The organism is Siminovitchia sp. FSL H7-0308, from assembly GCF_037980985.1.
GTDB lineage: Bacteria > Bacillota > Bacilli > Bacillales > Bacillaceae_C > Siminovitchia > Siminovitchia thermophila.
In genome coordinates this window covers 2,535,100-2,559,545 of record NZ_CP150282.1, presented here as the reverse complement: position 1 = coordinate 2,559,545, position 24,446 = coordinate 2,535,100, and the positions used below count along the sequence as shown (strand labels likewise).

The following is a 24,446-nucleotide window of genomic DNA, read 5'->3' as shown; positions in this document are numbered from 1 at the left end:
CCGCAAGCACAAGCCAATGACGAGGAGGAGGCAAATTCATCAGCCGCAGCAGAGTTGCAAACTTTCTCACTATTAACAATTACCCTTGAATCCTTCCTGTATTGAAGTTTCCACTGCTTATAAGTGCTACGTCCTCGAAGCTCACGCATTTCTTGCATACGATTATTGCCGTGTTAAAGCTTTCCTTGCCTGTCGGCGCATCTCCTAGCACAACGTCCAATGTGCAGTCCGTCATAGAGTCATCTCGGGGGCGTCCATGTCACAACGCTAGCACCTGGATGCTCTGTCTATTACCGATGGGGCAGGCGCATGAGCATTTCTTTTTTTGCTTTTTGAAAGAATATTTTTCATAATAAAAAAGCTGCTTTCCTATGAAAATAGGAAAAGCAGCCTTTCTCTATTTTAGAGCCGGTGCAGATTTGATGCTTTGTTTCTTTTGCCACATGACTGAAACAACCATTGTCAAGGAGAGAACGGCAAAACCGAGCAAAAATGGGTAAATATTGTGGAAATCGTAGAGGAGCCCCGCTGTCGTCGGTCCCAGTATGTTTCCTATACTCATATAAGCGTTGTTCATTCCCATGGCAAATCCTTGCTCATCTCCAGCCCGCTTGGAAATAAGGGTATTCAGGACCGGTCTTAAAATAGAAGTTGCAAGAAAAATAATAAGGGTAATGACAAAAAACAGGATATAAGTCGAGGCGAACATAGAAAATAAAAAGCCGGCCGCCACGACAAAGACAAACATATTTAATACTTTACCTTCGCCAAAACGTCTGACAAGACGATCCACAACAAATAATTGCACGATGACGCTGATCGTTCCCGAGACTGTTATCATGATGGCAATGTCTTGTGGAGATGCGCCAAAAGCATTATCGATATATAAACCAATGATAGATTCATAGGCCATCAATCCAAAGCTCATGACAAGTGTAATGACAAGTGGGATGAAATAAGGCTTGTGAATCGACTTGGCAAGCTTTTGAAACATCGGATCATTATCCTTTGGAACGGAGACGTCCTTGTTTTCCCTGCTTTCTTTCAAGACGATCAATGAAAAAATCACTGCTATGACTCCGACAATCGCCGAGACAAGCAGCGGCATTTTTAAGCCGAATTCCGCCAGAAAGCCTCCGATGCCCGGACCTACTACGATACCAAGCGACATGGCGGCAGAAATGAGGCTGTTCCCTTTTGCCCGTTGATCCATTGTGGTGATATCGGCGACGTAGGCAAAAATGGCCGGAATTAAAAGCGCTGCCCCAACTCCGCCGATCGCGCGGGAAATATACAATACCCCAATGGAATGCGAAAAATAAAAAATAAACATGGATAGGGCCAAAACACTAAGTCCGGCGATGATCATGATTCTTCTGCCGTAAAGATCTGTCCATTTTCCCGCAAAGGGGGACATCACAAATTGTGCTCCACCAAAAATGGCGATCATGAATCCAGCTGCCATCCCACTTTCGCCAATGGACATAAGATAAGCTGGCAGAATTGGAATAATAATACCAAAACTCCCAATGGCGATAAACATATTGACCATAAGGATAAATAATTTTTTTCTTTGCTGCGGATTCATAAAAATCCCCCTTTCATGTAAAAAACCATAGCTATTTAATATAACAATATCACCGGTGAAATGTCAATTGTTTTTTGAAAAATATAGGAATGAAAAAACCGCTCCAGCCTGTGCTAGAGCGGTTTTGTTTGTCAGCTACAACATGAGGGCTGCTATCATGCCAAAAATAAATAAAGGGATATTATAGTGCAGGAAAGTGGGTACACACGTATCCCAAATATGGTGATGACGGCCATCGGCATTTAATCCGGATGTCGGTCCAAGCGTACTGTCAGAGGCAGGTGAACCCGCATCCCCAAGTGCGCCCGCCGTACCGATCAAAGCTGCTGTTGCCAGCGGAGACAACCCTGCCGCCGCACAAAGCGGCACATATAAAGCGGCCAATATTGGAATCGTTCCAAATGATGAACCAATTCCCATTGTAATGATTAAACCGACAAGCAGCATGAAGAAGGAAAGGACGAAAGGAGAGGTGCCAACCATGCTGGTTGTTTTCTCCACCAAATCATCCACCTCCCCGGTTTCCTTCAACACATGGGCATATCCTGACGCGATCAGCATAACGAAAGCGATCATTCCCATCATGCCGATTCCTTCCTGAACAACCCGGTCGCCCCGGCGAAATGGAACGACTCTTGTCAGGAATAAAATGATGATTCCGGATAACGCACCTAAAACAAGAGATTTTGTAACTATTTGCACGACAAGTGCCATGATAATGGCGATTACCGTAAACGTATGCGTGATGTTCCAAGAGGCCGGCAGCTGATTTTCTTCTACCTTGTCAGCTCCATAAAAATCCATTTGTTCCGCAGGTTTGGACACCCGGTCTTTCCGATATGAAATAAAAATGGCGATGAACAATCCCGCGACCATGCCCAATCCGGGAATTAGCATGGCTTCGGCAACTTGCGTCATGGAAATGTCCATTTTGTTGGAAATCATCTCGTCACGGATGATACCGTGGAAGATGAGTCCGAAACCAGCCGGGATCATCACATAAGGAGCTTTTAATCCAAACGTCAACGCGGTAGCCACTGCTCGTCGGTCCAGCTTGAGACGGTCAAATAAGCCAAGGAGAGGAGGAATTAATATAGGAATAAATGCGATGTGGACCGGTATGACGTTTTGCGATAAACAGGCAATCCCCGCTATGGTGAGGACGAGGACTATTTTTTTCCCTTTAAAAATGGTTAGCATTTTTTGTACAAGTAAAGTGGTAATACCTGAAAAGCCGATCATGACGGCGAACATTCCAAGCAATATATAACTAAAGGCTGTATTTGCTTGGCCCCCCATACCTGAAACCATCAAGTTAACAGAATCAGAGAAATTTAACCCCGACACTAAACCGGCTGTTAAGGCCGCTATGGTGATTGCAAACAATACATTTACCCGCATTAAACTAAGTGCAACCATCACGATGACACTGACAATGACGGCATTGGTAAGCATAGATGCACCTCTTTTCTACTTTTGCCCTATCTATCATCCTAGTACAGCTTAAAAATGTCAATGGAAAATCAGTTAAAGTTTCTTTAGCAGACAAAAATCTTCTAGCTATTCTGATTGCAAAGAAAGGAATTTTTCCAAATAAAGCGAAATGGTTAATAACGAGAAAAATGAGAAATGCGAGGTGGTATTGTTGGATGTACGAGACGCGCTAAACCGTTCTGTATGGGATCGCTTTGTGAAGGAAGGCGCATTGGATGACAGCAGAATCAACAAAAGAATTTCCGAATCTTGGCTTTTTTGCCGTCAGAAAGGAATTAATCCTTATTACGGTAAAGGAAAGACAATATTGACGAATGACAAGTTTCAAGAACGTAAAAAAGCAAACAAAAAATTGCTACATACGGCTCTCCCGGTTCTGAAAAACTTGCTGCCTTTTTTTAATCACACAAGGGCGGTGTTCTTGCTAGTTGACCCGGAAGGCTACGTCCTTTTTATGGATGGCCACGAAATGGCTTTGCATAAGGCAAAATCCATTCATTTCATCGAAGGCGTGAAATGGACAGAAGAAGAGGTCGGAACGAACGCAATTGGCACAGCTCTGCGGATCAAAGAGCCGATTCAAATTGTAGGGGCTGAACATTATGCTGTTGCTTCCCATTCGTGGGGCTGTTGTTCTTCACCCATTTGGAACGCGGACGGCCAAATGGCGGGAATATTGAATACTTCTTACCCGGTTCGCTTGGGAATAGATGAGCAGATGCTGCCATTTGTCATTGCCGCAACTTACGCCATTGAGCAGCGGCTTGTTGCTGATGCCCGGACCAGAGAGTTGGAATTGCTGAAGCATGCCTCGCTCATTCAGCTTTCACATTCCCTTACAATCATTTGCAATAACCAAGGAAAACTCGTTTGGGTAACAGACTCCATGCGAAAGTTGCTTCCCAAATGGCATCAATTAACACTATCCGATGTAAAAGGAGAGGGTTTTTCAATAGCAAGGAAAAAGCCTCTATACTCTTTTCAACAACAAGATTCCGTAATTGGGTATCATATTCACCTGAAAAAAAGGATTCCGAAACTTTTGTCGCAAATTCGTTCGACATTTACATATGAAGGAGTCCAAGGGAAAAGTGAAACATTTCAAAAGACATTACTACAAGCGGAAAAAGCAAGCAGAACCAACATACCGGTTCATCTTTCAGGAGAAACGGGAACAGGAAAAGAACTATTGGCTCGCGCCATTCATGTAAACAGTCCTCGTACATCCGGCCCGTTTATTCCCGTCAACTGCGGTGCTGTTCCAAAAGATTTAATGGCTGGCGAGCTGTTTGGATATGTGAGTGGAGCTTTTACAGGAGCCAAACGAAGCGGTCATAAGGGAAAATTTGAACAGGCACACGGCGGAACACTTTTTCTGGATGAAATTGGCGAGATTAGCCAAGAAATGCAGATTGCATTGCTAAGAGTCCTCGAAGATAAGAAGGTTGTACCTTTGGGGGGTGTCAAACCAGTCGATGTTGATATACGGATCATCACTGCTTCGCACCGCGACTTGGAAGAGATGGTGGACAAAGGAAGTCTGCGGGAAGATTTATTTTATCGAATGTTTGTTTATCCGATCGAACTCCCTCCATTAAGAAAACGTATAGAAGATATTCCCTGCTTCATAAAGGATTATGGCCAAAAGAATGACTGGCACATCCATTTTCCCAAAGAAGTGGTGGCCTATTTGCAAAGCTTTCCTTGGCCCGGGAATATCAGACAATTGCTTCACTGTTTGGATCGGCTCCATGTGGAAGCCGGTTCTAGTCAACCGACCCTCGAATTGATCTCATCAATGTTAAGCCCCAAGAAAACACTGCCACCGTCTTTGGACGATTCACTACAAGATAAACTTACTTTCAGAGAGCAAATGGAAAGATCCAAAATTGCAGAAGCACTTATCGCAGCCAACGGAAATGTGACAAAAGCCGCTGCTCAATTAAACATGCCGCGGAGCACTTTTTATAGAAAACTAAAAAAATTGAATCTTTAGGTGGGAAAAAGTGAGACAAAATGATACATAGTCTCATTTATTCTAATGCAAGTTGGCCGCTTGGTTCAGGTTGTCGTGCAAAACCCCATAAACGCGTTATTTTTAAAGTTGGCACATTTTTTGCAATATTAACTATAGTAAGTAGTGATTTTACCCATTCTTTCGAAAAGGTAGGAGGAGTAAATGTGACGGTATCGGTATCTGCCGGTTTGACGAAGCAAAAGGCCAGATGGATGTATGAAAAAATGTGTGAAATCCGTCAATTTGAAGACAGGGTCCATGACATTTTTCAAACGGGGGTGTTGCCGGGTTTTGTACACTTATACGCCGGACAAGAGGCGGTGGCAGTCGGGGGTTGTGCCCATTTAAACGAAAGTGACAGCATTACGAGTACACACCGGGGCCATGGCCATTGCATTGCCAAAGAATGTGACTTACATGCGATGATGGCGGAGATTTATGGAAAGGCAACGGGGCTTTGCAAGGGAAAAGGCGGCTCTATGCATATAGCCGACGTTGAAAAAGGAATGCTCGGAGCGAACGGAATCGTTGGCGGTGGTTTTCCACTCGCTGTTGGAGCGGCATTAACCGCTAAAATAAAGAAAACCGATGCTGTAGCTGTCTGCTTTTTTGGTGATGGCGCAAACAATCACGGGACTTTCCATGAGGGGATCAACCTTGCCGCCATTTGGAAATTGCCGGTCATCTTTGTCGCCGAAAATAATGGTTACGCGGAAGCTACCCCATTCCATTATGCGTCTAGCTGCACCAATATCGCGGATAGAGCAAAAGCTTACAATATCCCCGGACAAACTGTGGATGGAAAAGATGTGATGGCCGTCTATCAAGCGGCAGAAGCAGCGGTGGAAAGAGCAAGACGAGGAGAAGGCCCCACATTGATCGAATGCGTTACGTACCGGAATTATGGACACTTTGAAGGAGATGCCCAGACGTATAAAAAGCAGGATGAGAAAAAGCGGCATTTACATGAATTGGATGCGATCGGACTGTTCCGCCACTACGCAACGGAACACGGATTTTTAACGGATGGGGAGCTCAACGATATAGAAAAACAGGTGAAGGAATCAATCGATGAGGCAGTCAAATTTGCCGAAGAGAGCCCTTTTCCTTCTGCAAATGACTTGGTAAAAGATGTTTATGTGGCTTACGAAAATGGATGGGGGTGAAAAAAATGACAAGGAATATTTCTTATGCAGATGCCTTGAATGAAGCTATGAAAATGGCGATGAGACGGGATGAGACAGTTATTTTAATGGGAGAAGATGTGGCGGGCGGAGCGGAAGTGGATCATTTACAGGATGAAGACGCATGGGGAGGCGTGATGGGCGTAACAAAAGGGCTCGTGACGGAGTTTGGCAGAAGCCGGGTATTGGATACGCCTATTGCCGAGGCCGGTTTTATCGGTGCTTCTGTTACAGCCGCGGCAACAGGGCTTCGTCCGATCGCGGAATTAATGTTTAACGATTTTATCGGAAGCTGTCTTGATGAAGTCATGAACCAGGCCGCGAAGCTGAGGTATATGTTCGGAGGAAAGGCGAAAGTGCCGCTTACGATTCGAACGATGCATGGAGCGGGCTTTCGGGCAGCCGCCCAGCATTCACAAAGTTTGTATGCCATTTTCACGCATATTCCGGGATTAAAGGTTGTTGTACCATCTACTCCTGCCGATGCGAAAGGGCTGCTCCTCTCAGCGATCTTTGATGATGACCCTGTCATCTTTTTTGAAGATAAGACACTTTACAGTATGAAAGGGGCAGTGGATGAAGAATACTACACGATCCCAATTGGAAAAGCGGATATTAAGCGGGCCGGGGAAGATTTGACGATTGTTGCCATTGGCAAACAAGTCCATACAGCGCTGAAAGCAGCCGACCAATTGGCGGAAAGGGGAATTGATACTGAAGTAGTTGATCCGCGAAGTTTGTCACCGCTTGATGAGGAAACCATTTTAACTTCTGTTGCGAAAACAAATCGTCTCATTATTATTGACGAAGCAAATCCGCGTTGTAGCGCGGCAACCGATATTTCGGCATTAGTGGCTGATAAAGGCTTTGACTTTTTGGATGCGCCCATCAAAATGGTTACGGCACCGCATTGTCCGGTTCCTTTTTCACCCGCGTTGGAAGATTTATATTTGCCTTCACCAGAAAAAGTACTGCAAGTCGTCGCTGAAATGATCGGTGATGAAACGATCGTCACGATATAAAGAGGCCATTTACAAAACATATTCAGCGTGTCATTACGTGGCACGCTGATTTTAGAAAGGAGACGATTTTGTTGGCTGTAGAAATTATGATGCCAAAGCTAGGAATGGGCATGGAAGAAGGGACAGTTGTGGAATGGTTGAAAAAACAGGGGGAACAGGTTCAAAAAGGAGAGTCGGTTGCAGTTATCTCCTCTGATAAAATCGAAAAAGACATTGAAGCGCCGGATAATGGCATTTTGCTTAAAATTGCCGCCGATGTCGATGAAACCGTAACGGTCGGGAAAGCGATCGGCTATATCGGACAGCCCGGGGAGAAAATGGAAACAGCCGCAAGCGAAGAGGAAAAAACGGCACAGCGCCAAGAAACAGCCGCTACTATTCAAGCGGCAGAAGTTCCGGCCCATAAGCCGGGCGCCAGGCCATTAAAACTTAGAGTATCACCTGCGGCAAGGAAGCTCGCCCAAATAGAAGACATTGACATCCATACAATTTCTGGTACCGGGCCAAAAGGAAGAGTGACAAGGGAAGATGTTGAAAAAGCAATCGAAAAGAAAAAAGCGAAAGTTGAAAAACAACCAGTTCATCTAACAGATAAGCAGGCGCAAAATGAAATATCAGTCAAGCAAGTTTCCGGCATGAGAAAAGTGATTGCGTCAAGAATGTTTACAAGCCTCCAGCAAAGTGCGCAGCTCACCATTCATATGCGGGCAAATGTCACCGAATTGCTTTTACTCCGCCAAAAAATAAACGACCAATATGATACGAGCAGCCGAAAAAAGGTCAAGTTGACGATGACTGACTTCATCGCGCGGGCAGCAGTATTGGCATTAGCAAATCATAAAATCATGAACAGTACATATGAGGAGGAGCAAATAAAAACGTATCATTCAGTTCATTTGGGAATTGCTGTTGCCGTGGATAATGGACTTGTCGTTCCCGTCATAAAGAATGCGGAAAAGCACACCATATTTCAGCTTTCCAACGAAATTAAGAACTTGGGGAAAAAAGCGAGAGCAGGAACGCTTGAGACGGAGCAAATGAAAGGTTCTACTTTTACAGTGACAAGCCTCGGTGCGGAAGGAGTGGAGTTTTTCACACCGATCTTAAATCCACCAGAGGTGGGGATTCTTGGCGTAGGCTCTATTGTTGACACACCGGTATTCGTTGGAGAAGTAGTCAAACGGGAAAGCATGCTGCCGCTCAGTTTAACCTTCGATCACCGGGCTATTGACGGAGTACCAGCAAGCCGTTTTCTTCACCTAATCAAGGACAATCTTGAAAAACCGTATCAAATGTTGATATAACGAGAATAGAGCGGCTGGATACAGCCGCTCAGCTTGTAGAGAAAGCGGATGATAATTCCCAAAAGCCGCGAGTAAATCGAAAAAGAGGCGAGTAATTACCTGGAATCGGCGAGTAAATCAAAAAAGTGGATAGTATTTTCCAAAGGTCGTGAATAAATCAAAGAAGTGGATAGTAAGTGAAAAAAGTCGCTAGTAAACCCCGAGAAAGACGAGTAAATCCCAAAGGTGGGGATGAATTTGCCGTGATGAAGCTTTCGAAGGTTTCTCGATAGCCTAAGTGGCTGGATCTGATGCAGCCGCTTTATCTCGGATTCACTGGAAGAAAGACGCCTATCTTAAACCAAAAGGAAGCTCGAAGAGGTGGGGGGAAACCAACCAAGAGGTTCGCAGATTAAGAACGCCACATCTGGTGGAAACATAGGGTGACCTGCATCGCTGGTATTTATCTCTATTGGTTGAAGTCTTGCCGCAACTGCCGGTGACGGATTTTGTGAAAAATTGAACATTCTGTGACATCCATTGCCGTGTGCTGTCGCATTTTGTATAATAGTCTGTGCATGCAATGATGTATGCGAGGGCAGCCGCTGGCTGTTGTGGGTTTCAATCCCATCACTTGCTCTCATACATATTTTCTTACTAACGCAGTGTTTCGTTCCAATTAAGGACGAAGCACTGCGTTTTTTGTGTAAGTTCGAAGCCAATGTAGTTAAAATGATAATAGCCAGTGGAAGCGCCTGGGTGAAAGACTTTCCTTTTAGTCTGCAAGGATGGCGGTGTGGGCAGTTCCCCCATTGATATGGGTGAACATAGATGCGAACGATTCAACCAGCTTCATTGCATCGTTTGTTTCTATCATTAGCGGAAGGTAGACAATTTGCAAAGCTCTTGTCGTATTGGCGGAAACGGCAGTCCGTTTTGCATCCACGAACGGACTGCCGAATGGGCCGGCATCATCCGCGGATATGGGCAAGTTTTCCGCATTATTTTGCCGTCCGTTTAAGCCTTCATAGCTTTCTCCTTCTGCTCCTTTACGAATGACTACATTTCCTTGTATCAACTCTTTATCATATATGCCGAGTGGAATCCGATATTTTAAAGAGAAAAAGTTATTTAAATCAGTGGCTGAATTGATGGATGTTATGTATTGTTGTTTTTTGACTCGCCGATACAAGGCTTCAGCCGAATGCCTGTACCGATTAGGATCTTTTCCAAGCTTTTTAAAAATAGAGCGCCAATCTTTTATTTCGGGGAGCTCATTTATATTTTGATCTTCCAGCTCAAAAAAGAGCGACTCTTGAAATAATTGAAGCCTTCCTTTTAACATTTGCGGGGAATCTCCGACTGTAATATCCTCATAGTGAATGATTCCGAACTTTATTTGTGGAACGGCTGCACGCAACGTTTCGTCTATTACAACTTCCAACGTTTACACCTCCAACTAATGTTAAAAATAGTTTATCATAATAATGAGTTTGCTGTATGGAAGTAATAAGGGCTGCTTACGGATACTTGTAATGGAAAGGAGGGGCGCAATTGGATTATGGCCAACTAAAAGAAGAGATCATCGAATATAGCAAGCAGATCGGGATTGACAAAATCGGTTTTGCCGCTTCCGACCCGTTTATTGAAATGAAAAATTTGTTAATGAGGCAGGAAGCTCTCGGCTATCAGTCCGGGTTTGAACATAAAAATATTGATGAGCGCACTCATCCGGAACTCATTTTTGAAGAACCGCGCTCGATTATTGCCATTGCGCTCGCCTACCCATCTAAAATGACAAACCCTCCACGCGGAAAACGCGGGGAAAGAAGAGGGATTTTTTGCCGGGCTTCTTGGGGAATCGACTACCATATTTTGGTCCGGGAAAAACTGGAACAATTGGCGGCTTATATTAAGGAAAAAGTAAGCGAAGCGCGATGTAAGCTGATGGTTGATACCGGAGAGCTTGTGGACAGGGCAGTGGCTGAAAGGGCAGGAATCGGATGGAGCGGGAAAAACTGCTCCATTATTACGCCGGAATTTGGTTCTTACGTGTATTTGGGTGAAATGATTACAAACTTGCCTTTTGAACCGGATGAACCGCTGCATGACCAGTGCGGAGAATGTACGAAATGCCTGGAAGCATGCCCTACGGGAGCTCTTGTTGGGCCTGGGCAGCTTAACGCCCAGCGCTGTATCGCCTTTCTCACACAGACAAAAGGCTTTTTGCCGGATGAATTCAGAGAAGAAATTGGTAACCGTTTGTATGGTTGTGATACGTGCCAAACAGTATGCCCGAAAAATAAAGGGATTGACAATCGTTTCCATCCGAAAATGGAGCCAGATCCCGAAACAGCCAAGCCGCTTCTTAAGCCTCTTCTTCAACTATCCAATCGTGAGTTTAAGGAGAAATTTGGCAAAATGGCAGGCTCTTGGCGAGGAAAAAAGCCCATTCAGCGGAATGCCATACTGGCGCTCGCCCATTTTAAGGAAGAACAGGCGGTAGATGATTTAATTAAGGTCTTACAAGAAGATGTTCGTCCTGAAATAAGGGGAACGGCGGCGTGGTCCCTTGGGAAAATTGGAGGAGAGAAAGCAAGAACGGCCCTTTTAACGGCACGTGTCCATGAAAAAAACAGTGACGTCCAACAAGAAATACAAAAAGGTTTACATTTGTTGAATGAACAATAACAAATTAGCGGGCAAGTGATGAGGCGTCGAACATGTCTTTATCGCAATAAGGACAACTAGGCAGTTTTCTGATCTTATGCTTTTGGGCGCTCGCCGTGTTTTTTAGATCAATGACATGTAAGCAGGCATCAGTTGCCTGCTTTTTCATTTTTGCAAATGGCTCCACCTATTCACATTTGACTGTTCCACTGAATGTTTGCCTCCTTAAATGATTCTTTTTGAAAAAAATGTTTTATACTCAAATGAGCGGGAACATAGAGAACTGTAAGAGAAAAAATTTTCAAGGAGGAATTCTCGATGGCAGACAACAACAAGCGTGACAAAATGACACTAGAAGAAGCCGGAAGAAAAGGTGGAGAAGAAACTGCCAGAACACACGATAAGGAATTCTATCAAGAAATCGGCCGCAAAGGTGGAGAAGCAACCTCCGAAAATCATGACAGAGATTTCTATGAAGAAATCGGCCGCAAAGGTGGAGAAGCAACCTCCGAAAATCATGGCAAGGATTTCTATGAGAAAATCGGCCGCAAAGGTGGAGAAGCAACTTCTGAAAATCATGACAGGGACTTCTATGAAGAAATAGGCCGCAAAGGCGGAGAAGCAACTTCCGAAAATCATGATAGGGGCTTTTATGAAGACATTGGCGAAAAAGGCGGAAATGCCCGCGCAAAACAACGTGAAAACGACAACAAGTAAATTCATATATAGGATGAAAAGAAGTTGAGATATAACTGGCCAAAAATATGCAGAAATGGTTTCAACCGTCGGTCTTTGATGGTTGGAACCATTTTTTATTGTTACATAGCACCTTCATGCAGGTGTATTTTCTCAAGTTCATCTTCTTTTTTTATGCGTTGAAAAAACGAGTAAACATGCTCGTGTCCAAGGTAATCTATGCGCTTGTAAATTTTCTGTGGAATGAAATGAAAAAAGAAGGTGTTTCTCCCATATATATGAGCGAGGAGGGATGAAGTGAGAAATTGTTTAGAGCATATTTTGGAAGAAAGGGTAGAGGAGTATGCGGGGAGGAAAAAATCAAAGGATGATAAAGTGAATCAAAAATTGCAATCTTTGGCAAACCGCAAATGTGAGATCGTCAAAGTGGATGCGGTGGGTCAAGTAAAGGAGAAAACATCGGAACAGGGGATGGATTATTTACTGTATCATTTTCATTTTAAATACATGATTAAACAGGGCGGGTACTTTTATATTGAAGAGGAGGTGGAAAAAAGAAAAGCCGCATTTTATAATGACCGCATATGCGAAGATGGTGAGGTTCCGGTTGAGTTCAGAGCGGAGACGTTAAATATGGATGAAGGTTGGAAAAGAGAGGAAAGCGAACGGATCCCGTATTATTATGACCGTTTAGAGGCTGTTCGCTATGCGGAAAGATGGTGGAACGATTACAACCCCGCATATATCAAATTTGAAGTGGATTGTACAAATTATGTTTCCCAATGCCTTCATGCCGGTGGAGCACCGATGAGAGGCTATCCAAACAGAAGCAATGGCTGGTGGTATCGCAACAGAAATTGGAGCTTCAGCTGGTCTGTGGCAAACGCTCTAAAAACGTATTTGCAGCATTCACGGACCGGATTACGAGCGAAGGAGGTACACGATCCCCTTGAACTTCAGCTTGGTGATGTCATTTGTTACGACTTCCAGGGAGACGGGAGATTTGACCACAATACGATTGTGACGGGAAAAGACGCAACGGGTATGCCCCTTGTAAACGCCCATACGTATAACAGCCGGATGAGATATTGGGCATACGAGGACTCCTCGGCATATACGCCAAACATTCAATATAAAATGTTTACGATTGTGGATGACAGTTAGCGCAAAAGGTCATAGCCCTTTTCATTGTCCTCATAGTGGTGGTATAATGTCACGGTAAGCAAAAATTGAGGTGAACAGCAGTGCCAATCAACGTTGTATTATATCAGCCAGAAATTCCTTCAAACACTGGAAATATTGCTCGGACATGTGCCGCTACCGATGCACGATTACACTTGATCCGTCCGCTCGGTTTTTCAACGGATGACAAGATGCTCAAACGGGCGGGTGTTGATTATTGGTCGTTTGTAAACATCACCTATTATGATTCTTTGGAAGAGTTTTTTGCGGCAAATGAAGACGGCGAGCATTTTTTCTTAACGAAACATGGAAAGCATCCCCATACCGCATTCAAATATAACGATCCTCATAAAAACTATTACTTTATTTTTGGAAAAGAATCATCCGGATTGCCAAAAAATGTGTTGGCACAACATCAAGAGCGGTGCTTGAGAATTCCGATGACGGAAAATGTTCGGGCTCTCAACTTGTCCAACACTGCCGCAATTCTTGTATATGAAGCACTTCGGCAGCAGGGCTATCCAAACTTGCAATAAGAAATCCCCCTTCAAAGTGAAGGGGGATTTTTCAACCTTACTTTCTGTAAACTCCCGGCTTATCTTCGTAACCTGCAGTAAAGATGGCTGCCAAAAATGCGATGCATACGCCCAAAATCAAAATTGTTTTCATAAGATATATGTAAGCCTCCTTTTCCAGAAGTAGTCCTTCCGTTATTATATCCCATTTTTTTTGTAATGTGAATGAAACTTATGGCGAAATGTTGAAACGGTTTATTCACAACCGAACATTTATTGACATACCTTTAATTAAGCATGTTCAAGCACCAGGGTGCATATGGTTTAATTAATCATTCCTCATCAAGCAAAACAGGGAGGTCCTTATGGATATACTAAAAAAAATTGAACAATATCGGTCTCATGAAGCGAGACTAAAGTGGGAAGGAACTTTTGCAGATTATTTAAAACTACTCAAGGAAAAACCATGGGTTGCTCAGTCGGCACACTCCCGTATATATAACATGATCAGGGATGCGGGGGTCGAAGAAGTAAACGGACAAAAAGTATACCGCTTTTTCAGCCATGAGATGTTCGGGTTAGAAGAAGCTTTGGAAAAGCTGGTTGAAGAATATTTCCATCCGGCAGCGAAACGTCTTGATGTAAGGAAAAGAATATTATTACTAATGGGGCCGGTCAGTGGTGGAAAATCAACCATTGTTACGATGTTGAAGCGGGGACTTGAAGCATATTCCAGAACAGATGGCGGCGCTGTATATGCAATCAAAGGGTGCCCGATGCACGAAGATCCACTCCATTTAATTCCACAGCATTTAAGGGAAGATTTCTACAAAGAATACGGCATTCGGGTGGAAGGAAGTTTGTCCCCGCTAAATAGCATGCGTTTGGAGGAAGATTACGGAGGCAGAATTGAAGATGTGCTAGTTGAGCGGATATTCTTTTCTGAAGATAAGCGGGTTGGTATTGGAACGTTCAGTCCATCTGATCCCAAATCACAGGATATTGCCGACTTGACAGGCAGCATCGATTTTTCCACCATTGCAGAGTATGGTTCAGAGTCAGACCCAAGGGCGTATCGATTTGATGGCGAGTTGAACAAAGCCAACCGTGGGCTTATGGAATTTCAGGAAATGCTGAAATGTGATGAAAAGTTTTTGTGGCATCTCTTGTCGTTAACACAAGAAGGAAATTTTAAAGCGGGGAGATTCGCGCTTATCTCGGCAGATGAGCTCATTATTGCCCATACAAATGAGACTGAGTATCGGTCCTTTATTTCAAATAAAAAGAATGAAGCGCTTCATTCACGGATCATCGTCATGCCCGTTCCGTACAATTTAAAGGTATCCCAGGAGGAAAGGATATATGAAAAGATGATTCGTGAAAGCGATGTGGCCGACGTTCATATAGCGCCCCATACGTTAAGGGTAGCGGCCATGTTTACCATTTTAACGAGATTAAAGGAGCCAAAAAGAGGAGATATTGACCTTTTAAAGAAAATGCGCCTGTATGACGGGGAAAATGTGGAAGGATATAACTCATCTGACTTGAACGAGCTGAAAAAAGAGTACCAGGATGAAGGAATGAGTGGAATCGATCCAAGATATGTCATCAACCGGATCTCATCAGCCATTATCCGCAAAAATATTCCTTCGATTAACGCTTTGGATGTGTTGAGATCGTTAAAAGAAGGGCTGGATCAACATCCGTCCATCACAAATGAACTTAGGGAAAAATATTTAAACTTCATTTCCCTTGCGAGAAAAGAATATGATGAACTGGCGAAAAAAGAGGTTCAAAAAGCTTTCGTATATTCTTACGAAGAATCCGCAAAAACATTGATGGATAATTATTTGGATAATGTGGAAGCCTTTTGCAATAAATCGAAGTTGCGCGATCCACTTACCGGAGAAGAGATTAACCCTGATGAAAAATTAATGCGTTCGATTGAGGAGCAGATCGGTATTTCCGAAAACGCGAAGAAAGCTTTCCGGGAGGAAATATTAATACGTATTTCGGCATTGGCAAGGAAAGGCAAACGCTTCGATTACAGATCACACGCGAGATTGCGGGAAGCCATTCAGAAAAAACTGTTTGCCGATCTGAAGGACGTTGTAAAAATCACAACTTCAGCCAAAACGCCGGATGAACAGCAACTGAAGAAAATAAATGAAGTCGTAGCCCGTTTAATAGACGAACATGGTTATAACTCAACTTCGGCCAACGAACTTCTTCGTTACGTGGGAAGCTTGCTAAACCGATAAAACATCAACCCTTTCCATTATGAACCGACAAGTTCAATAACTGGATGGGGTTTTCTTTTTATTTCAAACTCACCGTATACCTGATAGGAAGCAGTCCTGCATGAAAAATCTTTGTCCCATTCTTACAACTAGCAGTAAATAAATTTGCGATTTCGCATAAGATAGAATAATTAAAGGTGATTGTACACGGATTTTCGGGTACACATGTTTAATAAAACCATTAAAGGGGGGCGTCGTAATCATGTCAGAGTCAATGTCTCACCAATTTGCTATTTCAAAAGAAGATTGGTCCCTCCATCGGAAAGGTTATGATGATCAACAGCGCCATCAAGAAAAGGTACAGGAAGCAATTCGCAATAATTTGCCCGACCTGATTACCGAGGAAAGTATCATTATGTCCGATGGCAGCGATGTTGTAAAAATTCCCATCAGATCTTTGGATGAATATAAAATTCGCTATAATTACGATAAAAACAAACATGTTGGCCAAGGAGACGGAGATAGTCAAGTTGGTGACGTTGTTGCCAGAGATGGAGGGTCACAAAAATCCGGTCCGGGAAGAGGGCAAAGAGCAGGTGACCAGCCGGGCGAAGACTATTACGAAGCGGAAGTATCCATGCTGGATTTGGAAGAAGCGTTATTCAAGGAGCTTGAGCTTCCCAATTTACAGCGGAAAGAGCAAGATGCCAACAAAGTGACGAATATTGAATATAACGATGTGCGCAAAACAGGGTTAATGGGCAATATTGATAAGAAAAGAACAATGATGACAGCCTTTAAACGAAATGCCATGAAAGGAGAACCGGATTTTTACCCGATATTTCCGGAAGATTTGAAATTCCGGACATGGAATGAAATTGAAAAACCGGAATCCAATGCAGTTGTCATTGCAATGATGGACACAAGCGGTTCGATGGGGATATGGGAAAAATATATGGCGCGCAGCTTTTTCTTCTGGATGACCCGTTTTTTACGGACGAAATATGAAAAGGTTTCTATTGAATTTATTGCCCATCATACGGAAGCAAAAGTAGTATCCGAAGAAGATTTCTTTTCCAAAGGAGAGAGCGGCGGAACAATTTGTTCTTCCGTGTATAGAAAGGCATTGGAGGTCATATCGGATAAATATGATCCTGAGCGATACAATATTTATCCGTTCCATTTTTCCGATGGAGATAACTTGACATCGGATAACGCAAGATGTGTAAAGCTCGTGAATGAACTGATGGAGAAGTCAAATATTTTTGGGTACGGTGAAGTAAATCAGTATCAGCGCAATTCCACGTTAATGTCGGCTTATAAAAATATTAAAAATGAAAAGTTTTATTATTATATTTTGAAGCAAAAGGCGGACGTGTATCACGCAATGAAAAGCTTTTTCCGAAAGAAGCCTGAAAACAGCTATATGTAAATATGGAAGTCATCAGAGGAAGCAAGATGTTGTTTCCTCTTTTTTCTTTTGGAATGCCCATTTTGTGGTTGACAGCGGAGAAAATAAAAAGTATCCTTAAAATAAATAATATAACGACATTTCACGCTACTTGAATTATTTTGTTATACCCAATTCGCTGTGCGTCAATTGTTAAACGCTTACAAAACTGTAAATTTAAAATATTATGAAGACAGTAATGACACAGACCCACCCATAAACACTCAACTGGCTATCAAACGAAATCCCATATAAAACATGCTAACGTTTATTACTGGAAAAATCATGAAAGACAGCTTGCCAAAAATGAAGTGGATTTCCTTTTTCGGGATCGTTTTGGCAGGAGCCTCCGTTAAAGCCAACTTAGACAGCCAGTAAGGGAACCATCACCTCAAGCAGACGGCAGAAATACCCGAAAAAACAAAAAAGGATCGCTTTTCCGAAAATCATGCACCGTGAGGAGGAGGAACAACTATGGATAGCGGGAAAACAGATGATTTTTATGATGTATACGAGGTTTTCAGCAAGAGAAGCCATAAAGGGGACTTTCAGCATCAATTCAGTTTGTTGGCCCCGAATGCCGATATGGCATTTATCATGGCTCAGGAAAATTTCATGCGCAGGGAGCCCGTAGTGGATATATGGGTGGTAAAGCGCTCGGACATCCGAAGGATGAAGCCGGAGGAGCGGGACATTGTTCAAAGGCTTGACAACAAAGATTACCGGCTGACGAAAGGTTATGGATATTTAAGAAAGAAGTGGCGCCAGTACGAGCAAAAAATGCTCGATGAAAAAGAAATCATGTCATGGGCGGAAGACCGCCCTCACAAAGAAAAGCGCCAGCCATAAAACGTTTTTAAAGGCTTTGCCTTTAATAAAAAGCACATTATGAAAGGGGATATGTACATGTTTAAAATGGTTGCACTGTTCAAAAAGCCGGAAGACCCTGAGGAGTTTGATCAATATTATTTTGGAACGCACTTGCCTTTGACAGAAAAAATTCCCGGACTCCGCAAAGTCAACGTGACAAAATTTACTGGATCGCCGATGGGAGAAAGTCCGTATTATTTGATGTGTGAAATGTTTTATGATAGTAAAGAAGCATTTAAAGAGGCGTCCAAAACAGAGGAATCAAAAGCTTCTGGAAAGGATGTCATGAAATTCGCCGGCAACCTTGTCACATTTATGTTTGGTGAGGAAGTTAATGAGTAATTATCAACATATTTTAACAGAAGAAGTAGGCCCGGTCGGGGTTGTGTGGCTCAATCGCCCAAATGTATTGAACGCCCTAAACAGAGTAATGGTTCGAGAGATTTTGGAGGCTCTCGAACGATTTGATCGGAAAGAGCGGATCAGGGTTATTTTGCTTGCCGGGAAAGGAAAGGCATTCGCCGCTGGGGCGGATATTGATGAAATGGCGGAAGAGAATACAATCTCGATGGAATTATTGAATCAATTTGCCGATTGGGACCGCCTTGCCCAAATTAAAACGCCAATTATTGGATCAGTACACGGCTATTGCTTAGGCGGAGGCTTTGAGCTTGCTCTTTTATGCGACATGATGTATGCCGCAAGCGATGCCAAGTTTGGATTTCCGGAAGTAAACCTGGCGGTTATGCCCGGTGCCGGAGGCACGCAAAGGTTGACTAAATTGCTTGGAAAGACAAGAGCGCTTGAATGGATTTGGAGCGGCGACATGATGTCAGCCGAAGAAGCCCTATCCTTTGGGGTCGTCAATAAGTTGTATCCTGCTGACACTGTATTTGAAGAAACGTTGAATTTTGCAAAAAAACTGGCTGAAAAGCCCCCCCTCGCCGTTCGAATGATCAAAGAAGCCGTTCACAAAGCGGTAGACTATCCACTTCAAGAAGGGATGTATTTTGAGCGGAAGAACTTCTATTTGCTATTTTCTTCCCAAGACCAAAAAGAGGGCATGAAAGCTTTTATGGAAAAAAGAAAACCTGATTTTAAAGGATATTAATGGAGGTTGCCATGTTTGAAACAATTTTGTATGAAGTTAGGAAATCCGCCGCATGGATTACGTTAAACCGTCCGGATAAATTGAACTCTTTCAATGCCCAAATGCACGCCGAATTGCTGAGCGCCTTTGAAAAAGGAGATCAAGATGATGATGTGCGGGCAATCGTCATTACGGGAGCGGGACGTGCTTTCAGCGCGGGACAAGACTTGGGGGAAGCCGATGCCGCCTTTGATTATGGGGAGCTGCTTACCAATCGGTACAACCCGATTATCTTGAAAATGGCCGCAAGCCAAAAGCCGATTGTTGCGGTAGTGAATGGTACGGCAGCAGGAGCGGGATTCAGCCTGGCCTTGGCTGCGGATTTCAGACTCGTGTCAAAAAAGGCCAGTTTTTTAAATGCGTTCGTGCACATCGGTCTAGTTCCAGATTCTGGAAATACTTACTATTTACCGCGCATGATTGGCCATGCAAAAGCACTTGAACTCATGATGCTTGGGGAAAAAATAAGTGCTGAACAAGCTGATCAATTAGGGCTTGTCACGAGAATGATTCCAGCGGATGGGTGGGATCATGAAGTATCGGAATTTTTGGATAAGATCGTGTCCATGCCGACAAAGGCCATCGCCATGATGAAAAGCAATGTGCAGAAATCATGGAACTCAACTCTTGAAGAGGTGCTTGACTTGGAAGCGGAAGCGCAGCGGTTGGCCGGCAGATCGAAGGATCATCTAGAAGGAGTACGAGCATTTGTCGAGAAGCGCAAACCTGCTTTTCAAGGGAAATAAAGAGCTTCTTCCGCACGTTTATTAACCTGCCAAACTTATTGACTATCTACCATAACCAGTGTACCATTACGATAATTATTGCCGTTTACATAGTGTGAAAAAGGCGATAAAATTTTAAATAGAGGGGGAACAAAGGTGAGCGTAAAATGGAAAAAAGGTTTAATGGCATTGTTTGGCGGTGCGGTCCTTGTATTGGCTGCATGTGGCAATAATACATCTGCCCCAGAGAAGGAAGAAGATAATAATGGAAAGCAGGAAGAAGGAAAAAAATATAAAATCGGTGTTACGCAACTCGTTGACCACCCATCTTTGAATGCTGCCTACGACGGTTTTAAGAAAGCCTTGGAGGATGCAGGATTAGAGGTGGAATATGATGAACAAAATGCGCAAGGAGATCCAAATAATAACACGACGATTGCCTCGAACCTTGTAAATGCCGGCGTTGATTTGATATTTGCCAACTCAACACCGAGCGCACAATCTGTCGCGAGCGCTACAAAAGACATTCCGATCGTTTTCACATCTGTTACGGATGCAGTCGGGGCTGAATTGGTCGAATCATTGGAAAAGCCCGGCGCTAATGTTACTGGAACCATTGACACCCATCCAGAGGCCATTCCGAATTCTGTTAAGTTTATTAGTGAAGAACTAGAATCCAAAAATGTGGGAATGGTTTATAACGCAGGGGAGCAAAACTCGGTCGCTCAAGTAAATATCGTAAAAGAAACGATCAAAAAAGAAAATCTTGATTTGAACATTGTAGAAGCACCCGTATCAACCTCTGCCGAAGTAAAGCAGGCAACAGAATCATTGCTTGGAAAGGCTGACTCTATTTATATTATTACGGATAACACGGTCGTTTCCGCATTGGAATCTGTTATTTCGGTTGCCAATGACAACGAACTTCCACTAGTGGTGGGAGAATTGGATTCATTAAAAAAGGGCGGCTTTGCAGCATATGGTTTTGAATACTTTGACATTGGATATGAAGCTGGACAAATGGCAGTGAAGATTTTAAAAGAAGAGGACAAACCAGCCGAAATGCCAGTACAGGCTCCGCAAAACTTGAAATTAATGGTCAACAAGAAAATTGCGGATAAGATTGGAAAAGAAATTAAAGATGAATGGGAAGCTGAAATTTACGAAGGCAAATAAATAGATAGGAGATGATTCTAAGATGTTTGCAGCAATGTTTGGCTCCGTAGAGCAAGGAATCATCTATGCAATAATGGCACTCGGGGTATATCTTTCATTCCGGGTGCTCGACTTCCCGGATCTGACGGTTGACGGCAGCTTTGTCACAGGAGCTTCGGTTGCCGCCACGATGATTATCTTCGGGTATCATCCGGCAACGGCAACGGCTGTTGCCTTGGTCGTCGGGTTTTTGGCTGGTTGTGTCACGGGACTATTGCATACGAAAGGAAAAATAAACCCGCTATTATCCGGCATTTTAATGATGATTGCACTATATTCTATCAATTTGCGGATTATGGGTTTAACTTCTGATAACTCGGTCGGACGCCCGAATATACCTTTATTAAATTCTGAAACAATCTTTACAAAATTTCAAGTATTTTGGGAAAACCTGGGAATTGATGCCGCGTTGAACAATATGTTGTCATCCATTGGCGTTCAGCATATCCCTTCCACTTGGGGAATATTGATCCTTATGGCAATTGTAACAATTATCATCAAGCTGATTGCCGACTGGTTTCTTCAAACCGAAGTGGGGCTTGCGATTCGTGCCACCGGTGACAACAAACGAATGATTCGCAGTTTCTCCGCAAATACGGATTCACTTGTCATTCTTGGACTTGGCATTTCCAATGCGCTTGTGGCATTTTCCGGAGCATTGATTGCCCAATATGGAAAATTTTCTGATATTGGTATGGGAATCGGGATGATTATCATTGGGCTTGCGTCGGTCATTATTGGGGAAGCGATTTTTGGTACGAAAACAATTGTTCGAACAACGTTGGCTGTAGTAGCTGGTGCTATTATCTATCGAATTGTTCTTGGATTGGCGCTGCGAATCAAGTTGCTTGATACAGGGGATATGAAACTTATTACGGCAGTCATTGTTATTGCCGCACTTGTCATGCCGCAAATCATCGAAAAAAGAAGAGCAAACAAGCGGAAGGCCAAGTGGCACACCCAGCGAATGGCAGCTTTGAAATCGGCCGGAAAAGAGGAGGTAGAATCCGTTGCTGAAGCTCGAACAGATTAGCAAAATCTTCAATGAAGGGACACCTGACGAAAAAATAGCACTGGATCGAGTGAACCTGGAAATGGAAGAAGGCGATTTCGTCACAGTGATAGGCAGTAACGGTGCGGGCAAGTCCACATTAATGAACATGATTTCCGGTGTATTGACTCCGGATGTCGGGACAGTGGAAATTGGTTCCAAAAAAGTAACAAAACTGCCGGAATATAAAAGATCGCGATTAATCGGGAGGGTATTTCAGGACCCAATGGCTGGAACTGCACCATCCATGACGATCGAAGAAAACCTGGCGATGGCCTATTCACGCAATAAAAAGCGCGGTTTAAGGAGAGGTGTCGACAGGAAAAGAAGGGACTTTTTCCGTGCGGCGCTCGAAACGCTCCATTTAAACTTGGAAAACCGTTTAAATGCCAAAGTGGGGTTGTTGTCAGGGGGAGAGAGGCAAGCTCTATCGCTTTTAATGGCAACATTCACTCAACCGTCTATTCTGCTTCTTGACGAGCATACCGCGGCGCTGGATCCGGCAAGAGCGGAGCTCATTACGAACTTGACAAAAGAGCTTGTTGAAAAGGATCGTTTGACAACGCTCATGGTCACACACAATATGCAGCAGGCGCTTGATCTTGGCAACCGCTTGATCATGATGGATAAAGGTCAAATTATTTTGGAGGTTAACAAAGAAGAGAAAAAAGATTTAACAATAGAAAAGTTGCTTGGAGAGTTTCAGCGGATTCGCGGAGAACAATTTGCAAGTGACAAGGCGCTATTATCGAGTTAGGAGATATTTGCGTTTCTTGATTTTTAAATAAAAAAGGGAGGCTTCTTTATGATGTTCTCTCATTTTTATTACCCAATTTACATGATTTTTACCATTATTTTCCAAAAAAATATCCATTATATGCACTAAATGGTGGATAACTGTTCATAGAATGAAAGTAAATAAAGATCAAATCCTCGTTTTTTACAGAAAGAGATTGCGGAAAAAGGGGAGGTCAAGATGGGTTTTTTTGAACAGATTCATGAACATGAGCAAGTAGTTGTTTGCAATGATCCAAACACAGGATTGAAAGCGATTATAGCCATCCATAATACAACGCTCGGTCCGGCAACCGGCGGCTGCAGAATGTATCCATATCGTTCCTTTGAAGATGCCCTGGATGATGTTCTGCGCCTTTCGAAGGGCATGACATATAAATGTGCTGCCGCCGACGTAGATTTTGGAGGCGGGAAATCGGTTATCATCGGTGATCCGGCAAAAGACAAATCACCGGAACTATTCCGTTCTTTCGGAAGATTTGTAGAATCATTGAATGGACGATTTTACACTGGAACTGACATGGGCACAACCCCGGAAGATTTTGTTCATGCGATGAAAGAAACAAACTGTATCATTGGACTTCCAAAGGAGTATGGAGGAGGCGGAGATTCATCCGTGCCAACCTCGATTGGGGTCTTATACGGCATTCAGGCTACCAATGAGTTTGTAAGCGGTTCCAGTGGCTTGGGTAATCAAACATATGCTATACAAGGTCTTGGTAAAGTGGGATTAAAGGTAGCAGAGCAGCTGCTGGAAAAAGGTGCTGATCTATATGTGACAGAACTGAACGAGCGAGCGATCACCAAACTGGTGGATTATGGAAAGAGCATTGGAAACCCATCCATTCGAGTGGTTTCATCAAATGATATTTACGGAGTTGAAGCGGATGTTTTCGTTCCATGCGCCATTGGCGGCGTGTTGAACGATGAAACGCTTGACATGTTAAAAGTAAAAGCCGTTGTCGGTTCCGCGAACAATCAATTAAAGGAGGAGCGTCATTGCGCCGCACTGCAAGAAAAGGGAATCGTATATGCTCCGGATTATATTGTGAATGCTGGCGGATTGATTCAAGTAGCTGACGAATTGTACGGAGTCAATCAAGAGCGGGTATTGCAAAAAACAAAAGCAATCTACGATTCATTGATGGAAATATTTATTGTCTCGGAAAATGATAGCGTTTCCACCGTGGAAGCAGCCAATAGGTTTTGTGAGCAAAAATTGGCGGCAAGAAAAGCTGGAAATAGTTTCTTCGCGCGCAAGGTTCCGCCCAAGTGGCAAATCAAACATTAAAATCCGTG

General features: G+C 43.4%; 21 protein-coding genes. 18 read left to right on the top strand and 3 right to left on the bottom strand.

Annotated features, from left to right (window positions below):
* Window positions 1-397 precede the first annotated feature (397 nt).
* Both MHB50_RS12220 and MHB50_RS12215 read right to left on the bottom strand, forming a co-directional pair.
* Window positions 398-1,588, bottom strand: coding sequence for an MFS transporter (locus MHB50_RS12220; protein WP_340083846.1), 1,191 nt, complete (start codon window positions 1,586-1,588; stop codon window positions 398-400).
* A gap of 135 nt (window positions 1,589-1,723) precedes the next feature.
* Window positions 1,724-3,043, bottom strand: coding sequence for a Na+/H+ antiporter family protein (locus tag MHB50_RS12215; protein WP_340083845.1), 1,320 nt, complete (start codon window positions 3,041-3,043; stop codon window positions 1,724-1,726).
* A gap of 181 nt (window positions 3,044-3,224) precedes the next feature.
* On the opposite strand from MHB50_RS12215, the gene MHB50_RS12210 reads away from it, so the two are divergent.
* From MHB50_RS12210 to MHB50_RS12195, 4 genes are all read left to right on the top strand, one after another.
* On the top strand, window positions 3,225-5,078 hold the full coding sequence (locus MHB50_RS12210; protein ID WP_340083844.1) for a sigma-54-dependent Fis family transcriptional regulator: 1,854 nt from the start codon (window positions 3,225-3,227) through the stop codon (window positions 5,076-5,078).
* Between the two features lie 233 nt (window positions 5,079-5,311).
* Window positions 5,312-6,265 (top strand): thiamine pyrophosphate-dependent dehydrogenase E1 component subunit alpha, encoded by a 954-nt coding sequence (locus MHB50_RS12205; RefSeq protein ID WP_340085336.1) that lies wholly within the window; start codon window positions 5,312-5,314, stop codon window positions 6,263-6,265.
* Between the two features lie 5 nt (window positions 6,266-6,270).
* The gene (locus MHB50_RS12200) at window positions 6,271-7,305 is read left to right on the top strand and encodes an alpha-ketoacid dehydrogenase subunit beta (protein WP_077112171.1); all 1,035 of its coding nucleotides are present in this window, start codon (window positions 6,271-6,273) and stop codon (window positions 7,303-7,305) included.
* Window positions 7,306-7,376: 71 nt separating this feature from the next.
* The gene (locus MHB50_RS12195; protein WP_340083843.1) at window positions 7,377-8,609 is read left to right on the top strand and encodes a dihydrolipoamide acetyltransferase family protein; all 1,233 of its coding nucleotides are present in this window, start codon (window positions 7,377-7,379) and stop codon (window positions 8,607-8,609) included.
* A gap of 754 nt (window positions 8,610-9,363) precedes the next feature.
* Here the strand turns inward: MHB50_RS12195 and MHB50_RS12190 are convergent.
* Window positions 9,364-10,032, bottom strand: coding sequence for a phenylalanine--tRNA ligase beta subunit-related protein (locus MHB50_RS12190; RefSeq protein ID WP_077112175.1), 669 nt, complete (start codon window positions 10,030-10,032; stop codon window positions 9,364-9,366).
* A gap of 110 nt (window positions 10,033-10,142) precedes the next feature.
* Between MHB50_RS12190 and queG the strand changes: the two genes are divergently transcribed.
* The 14 genes from queG to MHB50_RS12120 all read left to right on the top strand — a co-directional run bounded on the left by queG (window position 10,143) and on the right by MHB50_RS12120 (window position 24,438).
* The gene (queG, locus tag MHB50_RS12185) at window positions 10,143-11,279 is read left to right on the top strand and encodes a tRNA epoxyqueuosine(34) reductase QueG (RefSeq protein ID WP_077112177.1); all 1,137 of its coding nucleotides are present in this window, start codon (window positions 10,143-10,145) and stop codon (window positions 11,277-11,279) included.
* A 297-nt stretch (window positions 11,280-11,576) separates the two neighbouring features.
* Window positions 11,577-11,975, top strand: a complete 399-nt coding sequence (locus MHB50_RS12180; protein WP_077112179.1) for a general stress protein — start codon at window positions 11,577-11,579, stop codon at window positions 11,973-11,975.
* A 276-nt stretch (window positions 11,976-12,251) separates the two neighbouring features.
* A complete protein-coding gene (locus tag MHB50_RS12175) occupies window positions 12,252-13,118 on the top strand; it encodes an amidase domain-containing protein (protein ID WP_077112182.1) in 867 nt (288 codons plus the stop codon).
* Between the two features lie 80 nt (window positions 13,119-13,198).
* Window positions 13,199-13,672: a tRNA (uridine(34)/cytosine(34)/5-carboxymethylaminomethyluridine(34)-2'-O)-methyltransferase TrmL gene (trmL, locus tag MHB50_RS12170; protein ID WP_077112184.1), complete on the top strand. Its 474-nt coding sequence runs from the start codon at window positions 13,199-13,201 to the stop codon at window positions 13,670-13,672.
* Between the two features lie 344 nt (window positions 13,673-14,016).
* Entirely contained in the window at window positions 14,017-15,912 is a 1,896-nt protein-coding gene (locus tag MHB50_RS12165; RefSeq protein ID WP_077112186.1) for a PrkA family serine protein kinase, read from the top strand.
* Window positions 15,913-16,153: 241 nt separating this feature from the next.
* Window positions 16,154-17,323 carry a sporulation protein YhbH gene (gene yhbH, locus MHB50_RS12160; protein ID WP_077112188.1) on the top strand — a complete coding sequence of 390 codons (1,170 nt, stop codon included), beginning with the start codon at window positions 16,154-16,156 and terminating at the stop codon, window positions 17,321-17,323.
* Between the two features lie 492 nt (window positions 17,324-17,815).
* A complete protein-coding gene (paaB, locus tag MHB50_RS12155; RefSeq protein WP_077112190.1) occupies window positions 17,816-18,190 on the top strand; it encodes a 1,2-phenylacetyl-CoA epoxidase subunit PaaB in 375 nt (124 codons plus the stop codon).
* Window positions 18,191-18,247: 57 nt separating this feature from the next.
* Window positions 18,248-18,553, top strand: coding sequence for an EthD family reductase (locus tag MHB50_RS12150; protein ID WP_077112192.1), 306 nt, complete (start codon window positions 18,248-18,250; stop codon window positions 18,551-18,553).
* A complete protein-coding gene (locus MHB50_RS12145; RefSeq protein ID WP_077112193.1) occupies window positions 18,546-19,322 on the top strand; it encodes an enoyl-CoA hydratase-related protein in 777 nt (258 codons plus the stop codon). The genes MHB50_RS12150 and MHB50_RS12145 overlap by 8 nt, the downstream gene beginning before the upstream one ends.
* An 11-nt stretch (window positions 19,323-19,333) precedes the next feature.
* Window positions 19,334-20,107 (top strand): enoyl-CoA hydratase-related protein, encoded by a 774-nt coding sequence (locus tag MHB50_RS12140; RefSeq protein WP_077112195.1) that lies wholly within the window; start codon window positions 19,334-19,336, stop codon window positions 20,105-20,107.
* Window positions 20,108-20,269: 162 nt separating this feature from the next.
* Entirely contained in the window at window positions 20,270-21,262 is a 993-nt protein-coding gene (locus MHB50_RS12135; protein ID WP_077112410.1) for an ABC transporter substrate-binding protein, read from the top strand.
* A gap of 22 nt (window positions 21,263-21,284) precedes the next feature.
* Window positions 21,285-22,334, top strand: coding sequence for an ABC transporter permease (locus MHB50_RS12130; protein ID WP_077112197.1), 1,050 nt, complete (start codon window positions 21,285-21,287; stop codon window positions 22,332-22,334).
* Window positions 22,312-23,109, top strand: a complete 798-nt coding sequence (locus tag MHB50_RS12125; protein WP_077112199.1) for an ABC transporter ATP-binding protein — start codon at window positions 22,312-22,314, stop codon at window positions 23,107-23,109. Before MHB50_RS12130 ends, MHB50_RS12125 begins: the two co-directional genes overlap by 23 nt.
* A 219-nt stretch (window positions 23,110-23,328) precedes the next feature.
* Window positions 23,329-24,438, top strand: coding sequence for a Glu/Leu/Phe/Val dehydrogenase (locus MHB50_RS12120; RefSeq protein ID WP_077112200.1), 1,110 nt, complete (start codon window positions 23,329-23,331; stop codon window positions 24,436-24,438).
* Window positions 24,439-24,446: the final 8 nt, after the last annotated feature.